This window comes from Promicromonospora soli, from assembly GCF_014653785.1.
Lineage (GTDB): Bacteria > Actinomycetota > Actinomycetes > Actinomycetales > Cellulomonadaceae > Promicromonospora > Promicromonospora soli.
This window is the reverse complement of the sequence record NZ_BNAS01000002.1, coordinates 449148-466876: the sequence shown is the minus strand read 5'-3', so window position 1 is coordinate 466876 and position 17729 is coordinate 449148. Positions and strand designations below refer to the sequence as shown.

Annotated in this window: 13 protein-coding genes; 11 read left to right on the top strand and 2 right to left on the bottom strand. The window is 71.4% G+C overall.

The window, feature by feature from the left end:
- The first annotated feature begins 147 nt into the window (after nucleotides 1-147).
- Entirely contained in the window at nucleotides 148-1062 is a 915-nt protein-coding gene (locus IE250_RS07900) for a hypothetical protein (RefSeq protein ID WP_189668721.1), read from the top strand.
- Nucleotides 1063-1135: 73 nt separating this feature from the next.
- Here the strand turns inward: IE250_RS07900 and IE250_RS07895 are convergent, their stop codons facing one another.
- Nucleotides 1136-2488 carry a CoA transferase gene (locus tag IE250_RS07895; protein ID WP_229872252.1) on the bottom strand — a complete coding sequence of 451 codons (1353 nt, stop codon included), beginning with the start codon at nucleotides 2486-2488 and terminating at the stop codon, nucleotides 1136-1138.
- Between the two features lie 122 nt (nucleotides 2489-2610).
- Between IE250_RS07895 and IE250_RS07890 the strand changes: the two genes are divergently transcribed.
- The 7 genes from IE250_RS07890 (at nucleotide 2611) to IE250_RS07860 (ending at nucleotide 13166) form a co-directional block, all read left to right on the top strand.
- On the top strand, nucleotides 2611-3435 hold the full coding sequence (locus IE250_RS07890) for a DUF5926 family protein (protein WP_189668719.1): 825 nt from the start codon (nucleotides 2611-2613) through the stop codon (nucleotides 3433-3435).
- 195 nt (nucleotides 3436-3630) lie between these two features.
- A complete protein-coding gene (locus IE250_RS07885) occupies nucleotides 3631-4428 on the top strand; it encodes a glycosyltransferase family 2 protein (protein WP_373301623.1) in 798 nt (265 codons plus the stop codon).
- A 39-nt stretch (nucleotides 4429-4467) separates the two neighbouring features.
- Entirely contained in the window at nucleotides 4468-5586 is a 1119-nt protein-coding gene (locus IE250_RS07880) for a diacylglycerol/lipid kinase family protein (RefSeq protein ID WP_189668718.1), read from the top strand.
- A gap of 26 nt (nucleotides 5587-5612) precedes the next feature.
- Nucleotides 5613-9965, top strand: a complete 4353-nt coding sequence (locus IE250_RS07875; protein WP_189668717.1) for a hypothetical protein — start codon at nucleotides 5613-5615, stop codon at nucleotides 9963-9965.
- 9 nt (nucleotides 9966-9974) lie between these two features.
- Nucleotides 9975-11246 (top strand): serine--tRNA ligase, encoded by a 1272-nt coding sequence (serS, locus tag IE250_RS07870; RefSeq protein WP_189668716.1) that lies wholly within the window; start codon nucleotides 9975-9977, stop codon nucleotides 11244-11246.
- Nucleotides 11247-11406: 160 nt separating this feature from the next.
- The gene (locus tag IE250_RS07865; RefSeq protein ID WP_189668715.1) at nucleotides 11407-12210 is read left to right on the top strand and encodes an HAD family hydrolase; all 804 of its coding nucleotides are present in this window, start codon (nucleotides 11407-11409) and stop codon (nucleotides 12208-12210) included.
- 71 nt (nucleotides 12211-12281) lie between these two features.
- Entirely contained in the window at nucleotides 12282-13166 is an 885-nt protein-coding gene (locus IE250_RS07860; protein WP_229872251.1) for an HAD family hydrolase, read from the top strand.
- A gap of 73 nt (nucleotides 13167-13239) precedes the next feature.
- On the opposite strand, the gene map is transcribed toward IE250_RS07860, so the two are convergent.
- A complete protein-coding gene (map, locus tag IE250_RS07855; RefSeq protein ID WP_189668714.1) occupies nucleotides 13240-14016 on the bottom strand; it encodes a type I methionyl aminopeptidase in 777 nt (258 codons plus the stop codon).
- A 275-nt stretch (nucleotides 14017-14291) separates the two neighbouring features.
- On the opposite strand from map, the gene IE250_RS07850 reads away from it, so the two are divergent.
- The 3 genes from IE250_RS07850 (at nucleotide 14292) to IE250_RS07840 (ending at nucleotide 17717) form a co-directional block, all read left to right on the top strand.
- Nucleotides 14292-15680, top strand: coding sequence for an ABC transporter substrate-binding protein (locus IE250_RS07850; protein ID WP_229872250.1), 1389 nt, complete (start codon nucleotides 14292-14294; stop codon nucleotides 15678-15680).
- A 121-nt stretch (nucleotides 15681-15801) separates the two neighbouring features.
- Entirely contained in the window at nucleotides 15802-16794 is a 993-nt protein-coding gene (locus IE250_RS07845; RefSeq protein WP_373301622.1) for a carbohydrate ABC transporter permease, read from the top strand.
- Nucleotides 16791-17717, top strand: a complete 927-nt coding sequence (locus IE250_RS07840) for a carbohydrate ABC transporter permease (protein ID WP_189668713.1) — start codon at nucleotides 16791-16793, stop codon at nucleotides 17715-17717. Before IE250_RS07845 ends, IE250_RS07840 begins: the two co-directional genes overlap by 4 nt.
- Nucleotides 17718-17729: the final 12 nt, after the last annotated feature.

Below are 17729 nucleotides of genomic sequence, written 5' to 3'. Positions count from 1 at the left end.
GTTCCATTCACATGGCCGTTGTTACCGAATCGTTATAGGCAGTCCGGCTTTTTCCGGTCCACCACTTTTTCCCTCTATTCCCGATCAGGTAGCGTCGTGCCATCCCGGGTTCCGGGCCGTTGTAGCCGACCAGCTGGAGCAGCTCCTATGAAGCACGCCGCCATCAAGCCCACGTCCGCCGCTAAGTCCGCGGCCTCCCGCGTCGTGGCGACGATCGCGCTCGCCACCGCGGCGACCGCCGTCGCCAGCCCGGCGATGGCGAACGAAGGACACGGCCAAGGCGGGCACGGCGGGCACTCCGTCGACTACGCCGGTGGGCACGACGGCGCTCGCGCCTACGACGGTGGCCACGGGGCCGACGGCGGTCGCGGGTACGAGGCCGGTCGCCACTCCTACGGGGCCCCGCGCTCGTACGAGCCCACGGGTAACGCGGAGCCCAGCTACGACGTGCCGCAGTACGAGGCCGAGCAGGGTGACTGCGACCGCACCGAGGTGCAGGGCGGCGCCGAGGCCCAGAGCAGCAACGGCGAGTGGGACGGGGGCGACCGCGAGCAGGAGCGCGAGGCCGTCCGGGAGAACGTGAAGGAAGCCGAGGCGCCGGCACCCAAGCCGAAGCCCGAGCCCGAGCCTGAGCCTGAGCCCGAGGTCGCCACGGCTGCCGCACGGCCGGCCGCGCCCGCCGAGGCGCCCACCCCCGCAGCCCCGGAGGAGGCTCCCGCACCGGTGGTGCTGGCCGCCCCCGTGGTGCTGGCCGCCCCCGTGCAGATCGCCGCGTCGGAGCCGCCGCTGGCCGTCCAGGCGCCCGGGCAGCAGTGGCAGGGACCGTCGACGACGCCGGACACCCTCGGCGCCGAGCTCACCGCCTTCGTCCCGAACGAGGGCGCCAGCGTCGAGGCCATCGAGAAGGAGGCGTCCGCGCTCGCCGAGGCCACGCTCGACGCCCCGGTCCGGCTCGCTACGACCGGCGCCGAGGCTGCGGCCCTCACGGCGGCGGCCGGCGCCCTGGTCATCGGCGGTGCGGGCTCGCTCCTGGTCGCTCGCCGCAGCCACATCCGCGCCTGACCCACCTGGTTGTGGGCGCGATCGTTGCGCCTAAACCGGGCAGGTAGGCGCAACGATCGCGCCCACAACCAAGCTAGTTCGGCGCTGGGCGCCACGTCGGGTCGTCCTTGCCCCACCGGTGCGCCGGGTGCGGGTAGTCCTCGTACCCGGGCAGCGCAGGACGCGCCGTGGTCACTCGCTCGTGCGTCACGGTCTGGCTGCCCGACGCCGGCGCGGCGGCCGGGTGCAGCGGGTCCCGTCCCGGCAGGTCCAGCAGCCACGTAGCGGTGCGCGCGAGCGACACCGAGACGTCGCGGCCGAGCCCGTCGCCCGGGACGCTGCCGGCCGCGCCGTCCTGGGGTCGGCCGTCCCGGAGTGTCAGCGCATCGACGATCCCCGCGGCGAGCAGGTATCCCGAGGCGTGGTCGAGCGCCTGGGCGGGTAGCGCCCCTGGCGTCCCGTCGCGGCCCTCCAGCAGCGCTATGCCGCTCGCTGCCTGCACTATCGAGTCGAACCCCCGCCGGTCGGCCCACGGCCCCGCGTCGCCCCAGGCGGACACCCGTCCGGTCACGACGCCGGGCGGGACCCGGAGCCCGAGCGCCTCGACCGCGCCGGGCCGGTAGCCCGTCACGAGCACGTCCGCGGCGTCCAGCAGGTCCTGGGCGATGCGGCGGTCGCGGGCATCCCTGAGGTCCAGGACGGCGCTGCGCTTGCCCTGCCCCGTGTCGAGGTGCTGCCACTCGATCTCCGCGGGGTCCGGCGGGTCCACCCGCAGCACGTCCGCGCCGAGGAGCGCCAGCGTCCGGGTGGCGACCGGACCCGCGATGACGCGCGTCAGGTCGAGCACCCGGACGCCGGCCAGGGCCGTCCCGCCGGGTCCCGGATCAGCCAAGGAGCGAGGGTCGGCCCCGCCGCGCCGCCCTGAGCCCGCCGCAAGGCGCCGTCCTGTGCCTGTCAAAGGGCCGGGCCGCAGCCGCGTCCGCACCACCGGGCCCGACGCCGCGGCGCGCCCCGGTCCCGACTCCCGCCACTCCCGCTCGGTCCGGACGCGCGCCACGATCGCGCCGGCGTCGGCCGCCCGGTCCTCGAGCTCCTGGGCCGGGAAGCCGGTGAGGCGGTGGGCGAAGGCGGGCCGGCCGACGTCGTCGGGCAGGCCGACGAGAGCCGTCAGCCGCGACCGGTGGTGCGGGTAGTTGGCGTGCGTGCGGACCCAGCCGTCGGCGGCAGGAAAGAAACCGGAGAGCGGGGCGAACCCGTCCACCGGCTGTCCGTCGAGCTCGAGGACGCGGTCCGAGGCGAAGGCGGTAGCGATCCGGGCCGGATCGAGCCGGGCGGGATCCGTGGTCGTCAGCCGGAGGCCGGCCCTCGTGGCCGCGCGCTGGGCCGCCCGGACGGCGTCGAGCGCGAGGTCGAGCACGGGCAGGTGTGCGGCGAGCCAGGGTTCCACCTCTCCATCATCACGTCCCGTCCTTCCGTACTGCCGCGGCTCGACAGGTCGGCGACGGACTGCTCCGAAAAACATCACCGGCTCGACAGATCTGCAACCATGCGCGCGGATACACTCGCCGCATGGCCAAGAACCCCTCCTCCGACTTCGTGCTCCGGCCCTTCGAAGGTCTCCCCGGGGAGACCGACTGGGTCGCGATGCGCGAGATCGTCCCGTCAGCGACCGCGACGGCTCGCACCACCGCCGAGTACGGCTCCCGCGACGTCACTGTCGTGACGCTCCTGCCGGGTGCTTGGACCGCGCTGCACCGCGCCGACGGCGCGATCCTGCTGGCCGTGCAGGGGGTCCTCAGCACCGGCGACGTGAGCCGCGACCTCGCCGCGGCGCTCCTCGAGGCGCTGGAGGTCGAGCCGGGTACGGCTGTCGAGTCGGGCGAGCTGCCGGGTGCGGGCCCGCGACTGCAGGACGTGCTCGACCTGAGCGTCCCGTTCGAGGTCACCGTGCACGACACGTTCGACTTCTGGCTCGACCCGAGCGCTGACGTCACGCCGGAGCTCAAGGAGAACCTTGAAGACGCCGCCGACGGCGCGATCCCCACCGTCAAGGTGTCTTCCGTCGAGTCGGCGTACTGGTGCAGCATGACCCGCGAGTTCATGCGCTGGGCGCGTCCCGAGCCGGAGGACGACGTGATCGACGCGATCTCTCGGCTCCACGCAAAGCGCGAGTCAGGGCTCGCGGGTGGGAAGTTCGTGGGAGCGTTTCGTGCGTCGGGCCTGGTCGTTCCTGTCTGGGAGCTGCCGAAAGGCACCCAGGCGGCCGATCTGGAGGGCCCCGCGACCGAGCTCGGCAAGAAGCTCGCGAAAGCACTTTCCATCAAGGAGCCGCTTGATGCGAACGAGCGACGCGCAAGAGCAGGTATCGTCTCCCGGCAGGTCACCCTGCGCTAGTCCGGACGCCCCGGCCGGTCGTGCGCGAGCGGCCCGGAACGCGTCGGCAGTCACCGAGGATCGCCACGAGCGGCCCTGGTTTCGGCAACTAGCGGACCAAGGGAGTAGGATTCCAGGGGTAAACCTTTGCACTCACCAAGCAAAGGGCTATCCGGTCACCCACCAAGGCAAATCGACGCTTCAGGCAGGACAGGTGTGAACGCTCTCCCGGTCGCGAAGACTACGCGTCCCGGCAATGCTCTGGCAGGCAAGAACGTCCAACGGGTGGCGGCGATCATTCCCGCCAAGGACGAGGCCGAGCGCATTGCCGCTACTGTGCGCTCCGCGCGTGCGATCCCCCACGTCGACCTCGTGCTCGTGGTCGACGACGGCTCCGAGGACGACACGCAGCACGTTGCGCGTGCCGCCGGGGCTGTCGTCGTGCGCCACTCGCACAATCGCGGCAAGGCCGCCGCGATGGAGACGGGCGCCGCGGTGGTCGCCATGCGCGACGCCGACGGGCGGCCCCCGCGCCTGCTCATGTTCATCGACGGCGACCTCGGCGACACCGCCGTGAACACGGCTCCCCTCGTGCGCCCGGTCCGCGAGGGTGTGGCCGATCTCGCGATCGCCCTGCTGCCCAAGCAGGCAGGTGCGGGCGGCCGCGGAATCGTGGTGGGCGCGTCCCGCCGGGCGATCGAGGCGATGACGGGCTGGAGCCCGTCGCAGCCGCTCTCCGGCATGCGCTGCCTCACCCGTGAGGCGTTCGAGGCGGCCACGCCGCTCGCCCGCGGCTGGGGTGTCGAGACCGGCATGACGATCGACCTGCTGCGCAAGGGGTACGTCGCGGTCGAGGTGCCGTGCGACCTCAAGCACCGGGCGTCCGCGAACGACCTCAAGGGCCAGATCCACCGTGCGGCGCAGTACCGCGACGTCCTGCTGGCCGTGAACGCGCGCAAGGTGCGCGGTGCGGTGGATGCGGTGCGGCACGCGGGCTCCAACGTCCGCAGCTGATGAACCTGCTTCCACAGGTCCGCCACGTACGCTGACCTCGTGGAGTGGCAGGCTTGGTTAGGGGTGGCCGCGATCGCCGTGGCGTTGCTGGCACTCGCCGTCGCGATCGGCGTCTGGTCCCAGCAGGCGTGGAAGCGGCGCCGCGACCCGCGGCGTGCCACGCCGCAGAGCGTGCAGGCGGCCCCGCAGCTGGCGGTGATCGTGAACCCGTCCAAACAAGGCGCAGCCGGCCTGCTCGCCCAGGTGCGGGCGCACTGCAGCGCCCACGGGCTCCCGGAGCCCCTCTGGTACGAGACCACCGTGGACGACCCGGGCAAGGGCCAGGCCCAGCGGGCCCTGGACGACGGCGCCGACATCGTGGTCGCGGCGGGCGGGGACGGGACCGTCCGGGCGGTCGCGGAGACCATGGTCGGCGCGAACATGCCGATGGGCGTGCTGCCCGTCGGCACCGGCAACCTCCTGGCCCGAAACCTCGAGCTGCCGCTGGCCAGCACTGGCGATGCCCTCGACGTGATCGTGCACGGCCGCACACGTGCCATCGACGTCGGCTGGCTGCGGGTGACCGAGTTCGCGGAGATGCCCCGCAACGGCGAAAACGCCAACCAGCCCGACCACGAGCCCGACACGGAGCGGGAGCACATCTTCCTCGTCATCGCGGGCCTGGGTTTCGACGCCGCGATGGTCGCCACCGCCGACGCCGACCTGAAGAAGAAGGTGGGCTGGCTCGCCTACTTCGTGGCCGGGCTGTCGCACATGCAGGCCCGGCGGATGCGTGCCCACCTGCAGCTCGACGACCAGCCGCCCGTCGAGGCCCGCGCGCGCTCGATCATGGTCGGCAACGTGGGCATGCTCCCCGGCGGCGTCAATCTGCTGCCCGACGCCGTGCTCGACGACGGGGTGCTCGACGTGGCCGCCGTCGACGTCCGCGGCGGCGTGTTCGGCTGGGCCCAGCTGACGCTAGAGATCGCCATGCAGGGTGTCGGTGTGCGTAACGAGCTGCCGGAGAAGCTGGGCCGCATCGACCACACGAAGGCCCGGCGAGCCCGCATCCAAGTGCCCGCGGGCGAGGAGGCCCAGGTCGATGGCGACCCCCTCGGGCGGGCGGTCGGGATCGACGTACGTGTCCAGCCGGGCGCGTTGCTGGTCCGAGCACCGTGACCGCTCCAGCCATTTACTCTGGGCGGGTGAATCCCCGTTCCACACGAGCCCTGACCGTGCCCGCAGTTCTGGTCATGCTCGTGGCGGCCCTGCTGGGCCTGGTCGCGCCGACGACGGCGTCGGCGGCCCCGAGGCCGGAACCCGGAGCTCCCGTCGTGGTGGTCGGCGTCGCCGGTCTGCGCTGGACCGACGTGTCCCGCAGCACCACCCCGAACCTGTGGCACATGATCGGCGGCGGCTCCGTCGCCTCGATCAACGTCCGCACCGCCGCGCCCGCGACCTGTCCGCTGGACGCGTGGCTCACGCTCTCGGCCGGCAGCCGGATGGTCTCGGCGGGCAGCGCCGAACGTGCGGACGAGCCCGACCCCGGGCGGCAGGACGGCCAGGAGCCGGAGGCGCGCGGGGCGACGTCGTGCACCCCGGTGCCCAGGGCGGACGGCGCGGGCGGCGCCGAGCCGGCCGAAGCGACGGTGGACGGCTGGGCCCAGCTTCCCGAAGAGGAAGAGGGGCGGGACGACGAGCCCGTCGGCCGCACGGAGGCTCCGGCCCCCGGCCTCCTCGGCGAGATGCTGGCCGAGGCGGGCACCTGCTCGACGGCGGTCGGGCCGGGCGCCGCCGTGATGCTCGCCCGCGAGGACGGGACCGTGAGCCGGTACGTCGCGTCCCTGGACGCGCTGAGCCCGGACGCGCCGGGGTCGACCGGCACGGGCGCGTCGCCCGGTTCGGGCTGGACCGAGGTGCTCACCGAGTGCCCGGTCACCGTCATCGACGCCGGGAGCCTGCCCGAGGGCCCGGAGCGCGCCGAGGCGCTCGAGGCCCTTGACGGCACGCTCAGCAGCCTGACGCGGAACCTGCCGACCGGGACGCGCGTGCTGGTCGCGGGCATCGCCGACACGCCGCTCACGCAGCAGGGGCTGCAGGTCGTCGTGGACTGGGTGGTGGACGTGCCGCGGGTCCGCTGGCTGACGTCGGAAGCGTCGCGGAGCACCGGGTTCGTGCAGCTCACGGACCTGACGGCGACCGCGGCCGAGGCCGGGGGCGCCCTGCCGGACCCCGAGGCCGAGGAGCCCGAGCAGGCCCCGGCCGTCGAGGAGCCGGTGATCGACGGCATGCCGATCGAGGTGGGCGAGCCGCGCCGCACCACCGTCGCCCGCACGGTCGAGAACCGGCAGTACATCAACGTCCTGGCCGACACGATCCCCGCGCAGGTCCCGGCGTTCGGGGGCGCGATAGTCCTGTTCCTGCTGATGGCGGTACTGATCATGGTGCTGCCGCGCCGCGCCGCCCGGCCGCGCCGGGAGCCCGGGCCCTACCGGCGGCGACTGGCGCTGGGCGCGGCGCTGCTCGCGGTGTCGGCCCCGGCGGCGGCAAGCCTGGCGACGCTGACGCGCTGGTGGGTGTGGCCCGCGCCCGAGTTCGGCCTGGCCCTGTCGCTGACCGTGGCGGCGGTCGCCGTCGCGCTCACCGTGCGCGGCGTGTCCCGCCTGCTCTCCCCGGCCCCCTGGCGCAACGCCGTCGCGGCGGCGGGGGTCACCTGGCTGGTCTTCACCGTCGACGGCCTCACCGGGTTCACGCTGCTCCAGGGCTCGCTGCTGGGCCCGTCGCTCGCTACCGCCGACCGGTTCTACGGGTTCTCCGACGTGGCCTTCGTGCTCTACGCGGTGGCCGGGCTGGTCCTCGCGGGCGGAATCGCGGCCTACCTGGCGCGCCGCCGTACCGCGATGAGCGTCGGGACCGTGCTGGGCGACGGCACCCGCAGGACGGACACCCAGCGGACCACGCGCCCGATGTGGCTCGCGGCCGGCGCGGTGGCCGCCGTAGCGCTCGTGACCACCGGGGTGGACGCCGCGCCGTTCTTCGGGGACCGCCTGCGCGGGCTCGTCCTGCTCGTGCCGTTCGCCGTGCTCGCGCTCCTGGCGGCCCGTCCGGACCAGATGGCCCGGTTCCTCGGCGCCCGCGGCTGGCTGCCGTCGTCCCCCTACGAAGCGTCCTCGCTTCGCTCCGATACCACGCGGGGGCTCCGAGACCCGGGCAGGCCCACCGAGCCGGTGCGCAACGTACCGTCCGCGGTGCTGGGCCTGTCCGGCGCGCTGCTGCTGAGCCTGCTGTTCGCGGCGGCCGTGCTCCCCGTGCCCGGCGCCGACGCCGCGGGCGAGGAGTCGGGCTCGCTCAACACCGCCGAGCTCGCTGTACCGCCGGGTGGCGACGTGATCGTCATCGGCACGCAGGGCCTGCGCTGGACCGACGTCCAGCCGTCCCTCGACACCGGCACGGCGCCCGCACCCACCCTGTACGGCCTGCTGACCGACGGCGCGGACGCCGCCGGCCTCACCCTGCCCAACGGGCGTGCGGCGCGCTGCCCGGACAGCGGCTGGCTCAGCCTGTCGGCGGGCCGCCTCGCCGAGGTGGCCGACGAGCGCGACGCCGACGACCACTGGATCTGCGACGAGATCTCGGTGACACCGGTTGCGGGCGACGCGCCTGGCGCCGGTGACGGCGGGGAAGAAGCCGAGGACGGTGCCCAGGAAGGCGCTCAGGAAGGCGACGGAGCGGCACGGGGTGACCGGCCCGCCGTCGTCGACCAGTGGGACCGCTTGACCGCGCTGCAGCGCGGCTCCGGCTACGCCGCTCACCCGGGCACGTTCGGCGCAGCGCTCGCCGACCAGTGCACGACGGCGGTCGGCCCGGGCGCCGCGGTGGCGCTCGCCGACCGGGGCGGGAGCGTCGGGCGGTACTTCGACCTCGCCACCGCGGTGGCGGAGGGGTCGGGCGCGTGGGACTGCCCGGTCACCTTCGTGGACGCGGGCTCCGCGCTGCTGAACGTCGCGGAACGCGCGGACCTGGAGGAGCGGCCCGACGGCAAGGAGCAGGTCGAGGCCCGCCGCGCCGAGCTCGTCTCCATGGTCGACCTCGCGGTGTGGCGGGTCCTGGACGCAGCCCCCGCGGACGCGACGGTGCTGGTGATCGACGTCGCGACGGTGCCGGAGCACGCCCTCGAGCTCGGGATGGCGATGGTGCGGCCGTCCGGCGACGGTCTGCCGCGCTACCTGGCCAGCACGGCGACCCGCACGGAGGGCGTGGCGCGCCTGATGGACGTCCCGGCGTCCGTGCTCGACGCGGCCGGGGTGGACCTGCCCGCCGACATCGACCCGACGCCGCTGATGCGCGGCGGCGAGCGCCCCGCCTCGGCGTGGCTCACCGCCGACGAGCTCGCCGACATGACCGCCCGCGACCACGTGCGCCGCGACGCGTACGTCTGGCTCGTGGACATGCCGTTCTGGCTGGGCCTCGCGCTGGCGGCGGCGTGCTGGTGGGTGCCCCGCCGACGCCGGGCGCGCGGGCTGGGCGAGGTGCCGGGCCGGTGGCGCCGCGCCGCCGAGATCGGCGCGACCGCGCTGACGGCGCTCCCGGCCGGCGGGTTCCTCGTCTCCCTGACCGGCTGGTGGCGGTTCGACCTGCCCGTGCTCGCGATAGTGGGCGCCACCCTGCTCGTGACGGCGGCCGTGACCGGGCTTGGCCTGCTTGCCCCACGACGACCGCTCTGGGCGGCCCCGGCGGTGGTCGCGGGCATCACGTTCGTCGCGCTCACGCTCGACGCGCTGTTCGGTACGCCGCTGAACCGGGCGGCCCCCCTGGGGTCGGCACCGACGTTCGGCGCGCGGTTCTACGGCTTCGGCAACCCGACGTTCTCGGTGTACGCGGTGGCGGCGATCGTGCTCGCGGCCGCGCTGGCCCAGCTGCTCGTGTCACGCGGGAAGCGGGTTCTGGCCACCCTGGCCGTGACGGTCGTTGGCGTGGTCGCGATGGCGGTCGACGTCTGGCCCACCCTCGGGGCCGACCTCGGCGGCGGGCTGGTGCTCGTCCCTGCGTTCGTGGTGGTCGCCACCGCCGCCTCCGGGCTTCGGCTCACGTTCTGGCGCTTCGCCTGGGTGGCGGCGGCCGGCGTCGGCGTAGTGGCCCTCGTGGGGGTGCTGGACTGGCTGCGCCCGCCGGAGTCGCGTTCGCACCTCGGCCGGTTCGTGGCCCAGGTGGTCGACGGCGAGGCGGTGTCGACCGTGCTGCGCAAGGCCCTGTACGCGCTGAACTCGATCACTGGCGGGCCCGCGGTCTGGGTCACCGTGCTCGTGCTCGTGGTGGTGGGGCTGGCGCTCTACGGGCCGGCGGCATGGCGGGAGCGCCTGATCCCTGACTGGTTCGGGCGCGCCCAGGAACGCTGGGAGTTCCTGCGGCCCGCGCTGGTGGCGATGTGGGTGATGGCCGTGCTGGGCTCGCTGGTCAACGACTTCGGCCTCCGGATCGCGATGATCGCGCTCATCCCGGCGGTGCCGCTGCTCACGATGGTCGCGCTGCGGACCACGCGGCCAGGGCAGCCCCGTTAGGCTCCTCCCGTGATCGATCTCCGACTTCTGCGCGACAACCCAGACGTCGTCCGCGCGAGCCAGGTGGCCCGCGGCGACGACCCCGACCTCGTGGACGCGGCACTCGACGCCGACGCGCGCCGCCGCTCCTCCCTGGCGGAGTTCGAGAACCTGCGCGCGGAGCAGAAGTCCCTGGGCAAGCGCGTGGCGCAGGCGAAGGGCGACGAGAAGCAGGCACTGCTGGCGCATACCAAGCAGCTCGCCCAGGACGTCAAGAACCATCAGGCAGCGGCCGCGGAGGCCGAGCAGGAACTCGACCGGGTGCTGTACTCCATCGCCAACGTGATCGCGGGCGCGCCCGCGGGCGGCGAGGAAGACTTCATCGAGCTCAAGCAGGTCGGCACGCCGCGCGACTTCGCGGCCGAGGGCTTCGAGCCGAAGGACCACCTGGAGCTGGGCGAGGGCTTGCGCGCCATCGACACCAAGCGCGGGGCGAAGGTGTCGGGGGCGCGGTTCTACTTCCTCACCGGCATCGGCGCGCGCCTGGAGCTGGCGCTGCTCAACATGGCGATGGACCAGGCCGTGCAGCAGGGCTTCACGCCGATGATCACGCCGACGCTCGTGAAGCCCGAGACGATGCGGGGCACGGGCTTCCTCGGTGCGCACGCCGACGAGATCTACCGCCTGGAGAAGGACGACCTGTACCTGGTCGGTACCTCCGAGGTGGCTCTCGCCGGCTACCACAGCGACGAGATAGTGGACCTGTCCGACGGGCCCCTGCGCTACGCCGGCTGGAGCGCCTGCTACCGCCGCGAGGCAGGTTCGGCGGGCCGCGACACGCGCGGGATCATCCGCGTGCACCAGTTCCACAAGGTCGAGATGTTCAGCTACTGCGCCCCCGAGGACGCGGAGGCCGAGCACCAGCGCCTGCTGGGCTGGGAAGAGGACATGATGGCCAAGGTCGAGCTGCCCTACCGCGTCATCGACACGGCGGCGGGCGACCTGGGCTCGTCGGCGGCGCGCAAGTTCGACTGCGAGGCGTGGCTGCCCACCCAAGAGCGCTGGCTGGAGCTCACCTCGACGTCGAACTGCACCACGTTCCAGGCCCGCCGCCTGGGCGTTCGCGAGCGGACCGAGGACGGTTCCACCCGGAACGTCGCCACCCTGAACGGCACCCTCGGCACCACGCGCTGGATCGTCGCCCTCCTGGAGAACCACCAGCAGCCCGACGGCTCGGTGTACGTGCCGGAGGGCCTCCGCCCGTACCTGGGCGGCCTGGAGCTCCTCGAGCCGGTCAAGTAGCCACCGCACCAGCCGGCTTGGTTGTGGGCGTGACCGTTGCGCCTATAAGGGACACGTAGGCGCAACGGTCACGCCCGCAACCAGGCCGGTCACCCGACATTTGGGCGATCTCGTACGGGTGGACGACCGGTGTTCACGCGCGGGTCGGTAGGCTGCGATCGTGCCCCGCGACATCGATCGAAAGCTAGTAGCCCTCGACATCGACGGCACGCTCGTCACGTACGACGACGTGCTGTCCGACGCGGCCCGGGACGCGGTCGCCGCGGTCCGGGCAGCGGGACACCACGTGGTGCTGGCGTCGGGACGGTCGCTCATCGCGATGACGCCCGTCGCCGCGGAGCTCAAGATCGAAGATTCCTGGATCGTCGCCTCGAACGGCGCGGTCACCGCGCGCCTCGACGCGGCAGCCGACATGGGCTACACCCTGGAACGAGTCCAGACGTTCGACCCCGAGCCGGTGCTCCGCATGCTCAAGGTAGAGCTCCCGCACGCGCGGTACGCGGTGGAGGACGTCGGTGTCGGCTTCCGCATGACCGAGCTCTTCCCTGACGGGGAGCTCAACGGAGAGCACCGGGTGGTCGACTTCGAGGAGCTCTGGGCCGGCGAGGTCACCCGCGTGGTGGTGCGCAGCCCCGGCGAGACCAGCGCGGAGTTCCACGAGATCGCTGGGCGCCTCGGATTCGACGACGTGACCTACGCCGTCGGGTGGTCCGCATGGATGGACATCGCACCCCAGGGCGTGACCAAGGCGTCCGCCCTGGAGCAAGTGCGCCAGGCGCTCGGCGTGCCGGCCGAGAACACCGTCGCGGTCGGTGACGGCAGCAACGACATCGACATGCTGCGGTGGGCCGGCCGGGGCGTGGCCATGGGCCACGCGTCCGAGACCGTGCGGGCGGCGGCCGACGAGGTCACGGCCTCGATCGACAGCGACGGTGTCGTAGAAGTACTCCGCTCCTTGCTTTGATGATAAAAAGGTCCAAGGGCTGACGCCGCGGGTGAAAAGTTATCCGTGCAAAGGTATGGATCACTGGTTGAATGCCTGTACATTTGGGCGCGATCCGTCGAGGAGTGACGGCGCTCACGGTGCCATGGGGGTACGTGATGATCCTGGACGACCAACCGGTGTCCATGCGGGTGCGCAATGACGCGCCCCACCTGGTCGCCCTCGACATCGACGGGACCCTGTTGGTCACCGGGCAGCCCGTGCCCGAACCAACGGTTCTGGCCGTGCAGCGCGTGCGCGGCCGGAAGCATCACGTGGTCCTGGCGTCGGGTCGGTCGTTGACGGGAATCCTGCCCGTGGCCAAGGAGCTCGGGATCACCGACGGCTGGGTGGTCGCCTCCAACGGCGCCGTGACGGCACGGCTGTGCGACACCTGCGCCGACGGATACATGCTCGAGGACGTGCTGACGTTCGACGTCGGGCCGGTGGTCCAGATGGCGCTCAGCCGGTTCCCCGACGTGCAGATCGGCGTCGAGGAGATCGGCGTCGGCTACCGCGTGAACCGGACTTTCGAGCCGCACAAGGTCAACGGTGCGCAGCGCACGGTCGATATCGACGGGCTGGGCGAGCTGCCCGCGTCGCGCGCGATCCTCCACGGGACGGGCGTGCTGGACCTGCTCGAGCCGCTACGCCTGCACGGGGTCACCGCGACGCCCGCCGGGCTGGACTGGATCGACGTGACGCCGCGGCACCAGAGCAAGGCGACGTCGCTGGAGAACATCCGCTCCACGCTCGGCATCGCACGGCACAACACGTTCGCCGTCGGCGACGGTCTGAACGACATCGAGATGCTGAGCTGGGCTGCCCGCGCCGTGGCGATGGGGCACGCCCCCGACGAGGTGAAGGCGATAGCCGACGAGACCGTCGGCGACATCAGTCAGCACGGCGTGATCCAGGCGCTGAACACCCTCATCTGAGATGCCGAAGTAGAACCAGGGCGAAGTAGAACCAGGGTTCTACTTCGCCCTGGTTCTACTTCGGCAAGAGGGGTCAGCGGGCCGTCAGGATCAGCGGGCCGTCCTCGGTGATCGCGATCGTGTGTTCCGAGTGCGCCCCGCGGGAACCGTCCACGGAACGCAGCGTCCAGCCGTCGGGGTCGGTGAAGATCTCGTCGGTGGTCTCGAGGAACCACGGCTCGACGGCGATCACGAGGCCCGGCTTGAGCGGGAAGCCCCGCCCGGCGCGCCCGTTGTTCGGCACGTGCGGGTCGCCGTGCATGGTGCGACCCACGCCGTGCCCGCCGAAGTCGGTGTTGATCGAGTAGCCGGCGGCGTGGGCCACCTCGGCGATCGCGGCGGAGATGTCGCCGATCTTCTTGCCCGGCTGCGCGGCGGCGATGCCCGCCTCCAGCGCGACCTCGGTGGTGCGGATCAGCTTCGCGTCCGGCTCAGCGCGGTCCGGGGCGGGCGTGCCCACCACGAACGACATCGCGGAGTCGGAGACCCAGCCGTTCACGGACGCTGCGAAGTCGATCGACAGCAGGTCGCCGTCCTGCAGCCTGTAGTCGTGCGGCAGGCCGTGCAGGACGCCGTCGTTCACCGAGGTGCAGAGAGTCTTGCCGAAGGGCATGGCGCCGAACGACGGGTGGTAGTCGATGTAGCACGACTCCGCGCCCTGGTCACGGATCATCTTGTGGGCGACCTCGTCGAGCTCGAGCAGGTTCACCCCCACTCCGGCGGTCTCCCGGACGGCGAGCAGCACGTCCGCGACGAAGCGTCCCGCCGGGCGCATCTCCTCGATCTCGCGCGGCGTCCTCAGCTCGATCATGTCCGTCCTTCCGTAGGGGCACCAGTGATCTGGCGGCACAAGCCTACGTCCCGCCAGTGACACGCGAGCCGCCGTGCCGCAGGCGCCCGCCAGTGGCTCCCCCGACATCGGCGACTCGGGCGATTGCAACGGTTTCGTAATGCAAGGCGATGCAGTATCGGCTTGCATAACCTCGTGAACCACGGTTGCGTAGAGGAAGGGCAACCTGGCACTCTGCCGGGCCGTACCCGCACGTCAGAGGGTTCTCAGCCCACGAAGCAGTGGAGGAGCACGAGATGACTATCCGGATGTCTTCCAGACGTCGAGCGGTCGCCCTTGCGGCGACCGGCGCGAGCCTGGCCCTGGTCCTCGCGGCCTGTGCCGACACCGATGATGGCGGAGGCGACGGCGGCGGCGACGGCGGCGAGCCCGGCGCCTACGAGATCGACTGCAGTGTCTTCGAGGAGTTCGGTGACCTCGAGGGCACCTCGGTCGACGTCTACACCACGATCGTCGAGCCGGAGGCCGAGACGCAGACGGCTTCGTACGAGCCGTTCGAGGAGTGCACCGGCGTCACGATCAACTACGAGGGGTCGCGCGAGATGGAGGCGCAGCTTCCCGTGCGCGTCCAGGCCGGCAACCCGCCGGACATCGCGATCCTGCCGCAGCCGGGTCTGCTGAACACCCTGGTGACGCAGTATGACGCCGTGCTGCCCGCGCCGGCGCAGGTCGAGGCCAACGTGGACGAGGGCTGGAGCGAGGACTGGAAGGCTTACGGCACCGTCGACGGCACCTTCTATGCCGCGCCCCTGGGCTCGAACGTCAAGTCCTACGTCTGGTACTCGCCGTCCATGTTCGAAGAGGCGGGCTACGAGATCCCGGAGACCTGGGACGACCTGCTGGCGCTGACGGAAGAGATCGCCTCGACCGACGCCGTCCCGTGGTGCGCCGGTGTCGAGTCCGGCGACGCGACGGGCTGGCCGGCCACCGACTGGATCGAGGACGTCGTGCTCCGCTCCGCGGGCCCCGAGGTCTACGACCAGTGGTACAAGCACGAGATCCCGTTCAACGACCCGCAGATCGTCGAGGCGTTCGACATGGCCGCCGAGATCCTCAAGAACCCGGACTACGTGAACGGTGGCCTGGGCGGGGTCGACTCGATCGCGACGGCGCCCTGGACGGACGCGGGCTACCCGATCCTCGAGGGTTCCTGCTGGATGCACCGCGCGGCGAACTTCTACCAGACGCAGTGGCCCGAGGGCACCGAGGTGGCGCCGGACGGCGACGTCTACGCCTTCTACCTCCCGTCGATGGATGCCGCCGAGCGGCCGACCCTCGTGGCCGGCGAGTTCATCGGCGCGTTCAACGACGCTCCCGAGGTGCAGGCCTTCCAGACGTACTTGTCGAGTGCTGACTGGGCCAACGCCAAGGCGGCGGCAACGCCGGTCGGCGGCTGGGTGAGCGCGAACAAGGGGCTCGACCCGGAGCTGCTGGCCACGGAGTTCGACAGGCTGTCTGCGGAGATCCTGGCCGACCCGGCCACGGTTGCTCGGTTCGACGCTTCCGACCTGATGCCCTCCGAGGTCGGTACGGGGTCGTTCTGGGCCGGCATGACCGAGTGGTTCGCGTCTGACCTCAGCAGCCAAGAGGTCACGGACGACATCGAGGCCTCCTGGCCGAAGTGACGTCCGCCTCCCGGATATGACGTGCGGAGGCGTGGGACCTGGAGTCCCGCGCCTCCGCCGTCCTAGGCTGGTATAGGACCAGTCAAGGACGACCGGACCAGTACAGCGACAGGAGATAGCCGTGGAGTGGCTGCTGCACGCCGGGGACGACCCGGTACACAAGTTCTTGCTGATGCTCATCGCGATAGCGCTCTTCATCGTGGTGATGGCCCTGATCCTCTTCATCGTGGACCGGCGACGGAACCCGTCGAAGTGGTTCGTCGCAGCCGGATTCGTCGGGCCTGCGCTCCTGCTCCTGGCGCTCGGTCTGCTGTATCCGGCCTTCGGGACGATCGTGAACTCGTTCCAGTTCCGGACCAGTAACGAGTTCATCGGCTTCGACAACTACATCAGGGCGTTCACTGAGCCGGCGTTCCTGCTCGTCCTGGGCAACACCGCGCTGTGGGTGCTCGTGGCGCCGCTCCTGGCCACATTCTTCGGCCTCGTCTACGCCGTGGTGGTGGACCACAGCCGGTTCGAGAAGTTCGCCAAGGCCCTCGTGTTCCTGCCCATGGCCATCTCGATGGTCGGTGCGAGCATCATCTGGCGCTTCGTCTACGAGTACAAGCCCGACCAGCCGGGTATCGAGCAGACCGGCCTCCTGAACCAGCTCATCGTCTGGCTCGGTGGTGAGCCCGTGCAGTTCCTGCTGGAACGGCCGCTCAACACGTTCCTGCTCATGGTGGTGCTCATCTGGATCCAGACAGGTTTCTCGATGACCCTGCTCTCGGCGTCGATCCGCGCCATCCCCACCGACATCGTCGAGGCGGCCCGCCTGGACGGCCTGTCCGGCTTCGGCATGTTCTGGCGCATCACGATCCCGAGCATCCGCCCGGCGCTCGTCGTCGTGCTGACCACCATCGCTATGACGACGCTCAAGGTCTTCGACATCGTGCGCACCATGACCGCGGGCCGGTACGGCACCTCGGTCGTCGCGAACGAGTTCTACGAGCAGAGCTTCCGGCAGAACAACGCAGGCCTGGGCGCTGCGCTCGCCGTGCTCCTGTTCGTCATCGTCATCCCGGTGATCATCTACAACGTGCGCCAGATGCGCCTGGCCGAGGAGGTCCGATGAGTACCACACAGCCGGCCGTGACGCCCAGGGTGGTCCCTCCGCCGTCTACCGTGAACGAGCGGGCGCGCAAGGCGAAAAAGGCGCTTACCTCGCCGTGGGCGAGCGCGATCGCCGTGATCATCGCGATCATCTGGACGGTGCCGACCTTCGGGCTGCTGGTCACGTCGTTCCGGCCCGAGCTGGACATCCGGCGCAGCGGCTGGTGGACGGTCTTCGGCGACGCGATCGCGGGCGAGGGCGTGTTCACGCTGGCCAACTACGAGTCGGCGCTGTTCGACAGCTCGACCAACTTGATCCAGTTCTTCGTGAACTCGTTCGTGATCACGCTGCCCGCTGTGTTCATCCCGATCACCGTGGCGCTGCTGGCCGCCTACGCGTTCGCGTGGATCGACTTCAAGGGCCGCGACCTCCTGTTCGTCGCGGTGTTCGCGCTGCAGATCGTGCCCATCCAGATCACGCTCATCCCGCTGCTCACCGCCTACGTGGACACCGGGGTCAACGGGACGTTCTGGCCCATCTGGCTGTCGCACTCGATGTTCGCGCTGCCGCTGGCGATCTTCCTGCTCCACAACTTCATGAAGGACATCCCCTCCTCGCTCGTCGAGGCGGCTCGTGTGGACGGCGCCGGGCACGTGAAGATCTTCTTCTCGGTGATGCTGCCGCTCCTCACCCCGGCGATCGCGGCGTTCGCGATCTTCCAGTTCCTGTGGGTGTGGAACGACCTGCTCGTCGCCCTGGTCATGGGCGGTACCCAGACGTTCCCGCTGACGGTGCGCGTGGCCGAGATGGCGGGTTCCCGCGGCGGTGACTGGCACGTGCTGTCCGCCGGCGCGTTCATCGCGATCGTGGTGCCGCTGATCGTGTTCCTCGCGTTGCAGCGCTACTTCGTGCGCGGACTGCTGGCGGGTTCGGTCAAGGGCTGACCCCGAGCAGCC

Bases quoted from the DNA above. Each gene is read 5' to 3' on its own strand.
- IE250_RS07900 (WP_189668721.1), top strand. From the start codon at position 148: ATGAAGCACGCCGCCATCAAGCCCACGTCCGCCGCTAAGTCCGCGGCC.
- IE250_RS07840 (WP_189668713.1), top strand. From the start codon at position 16,791: ATGAGTACCACACAGCCGGCCGTGACGCCCAGGGTGGTCCCTCCGCCG.
- IE250_RS07860 (WP_229872251.1), top strand. From the start codon at position 12,282: ATGCCTGTACATTTGGGCGCGATCCGTCGAGGAGTGACGGCGCTCACG.
- IE250_RS07890 (WP_189668719.1), top strand. From the start codon at position 2,611: ATGGCCAAGAACCCCTCCTCCGACTTCGTGCTCCGGCCCTTCGAAGGT.
- IE250_RS07850 (WP_229872250.1), top strand. From the start codon at position 14,292: ATGACTATCCGGATGTCTTCCAGACGTCGAGCGGTCGCCCTTGCGGCG.
- map (WP_189668714.1), bottom strand. From the start codon at position 14,016: ATGATCGAGCTGAGGACGCCGCGCGAGATCGAGGAGATGCGCCCGGCG.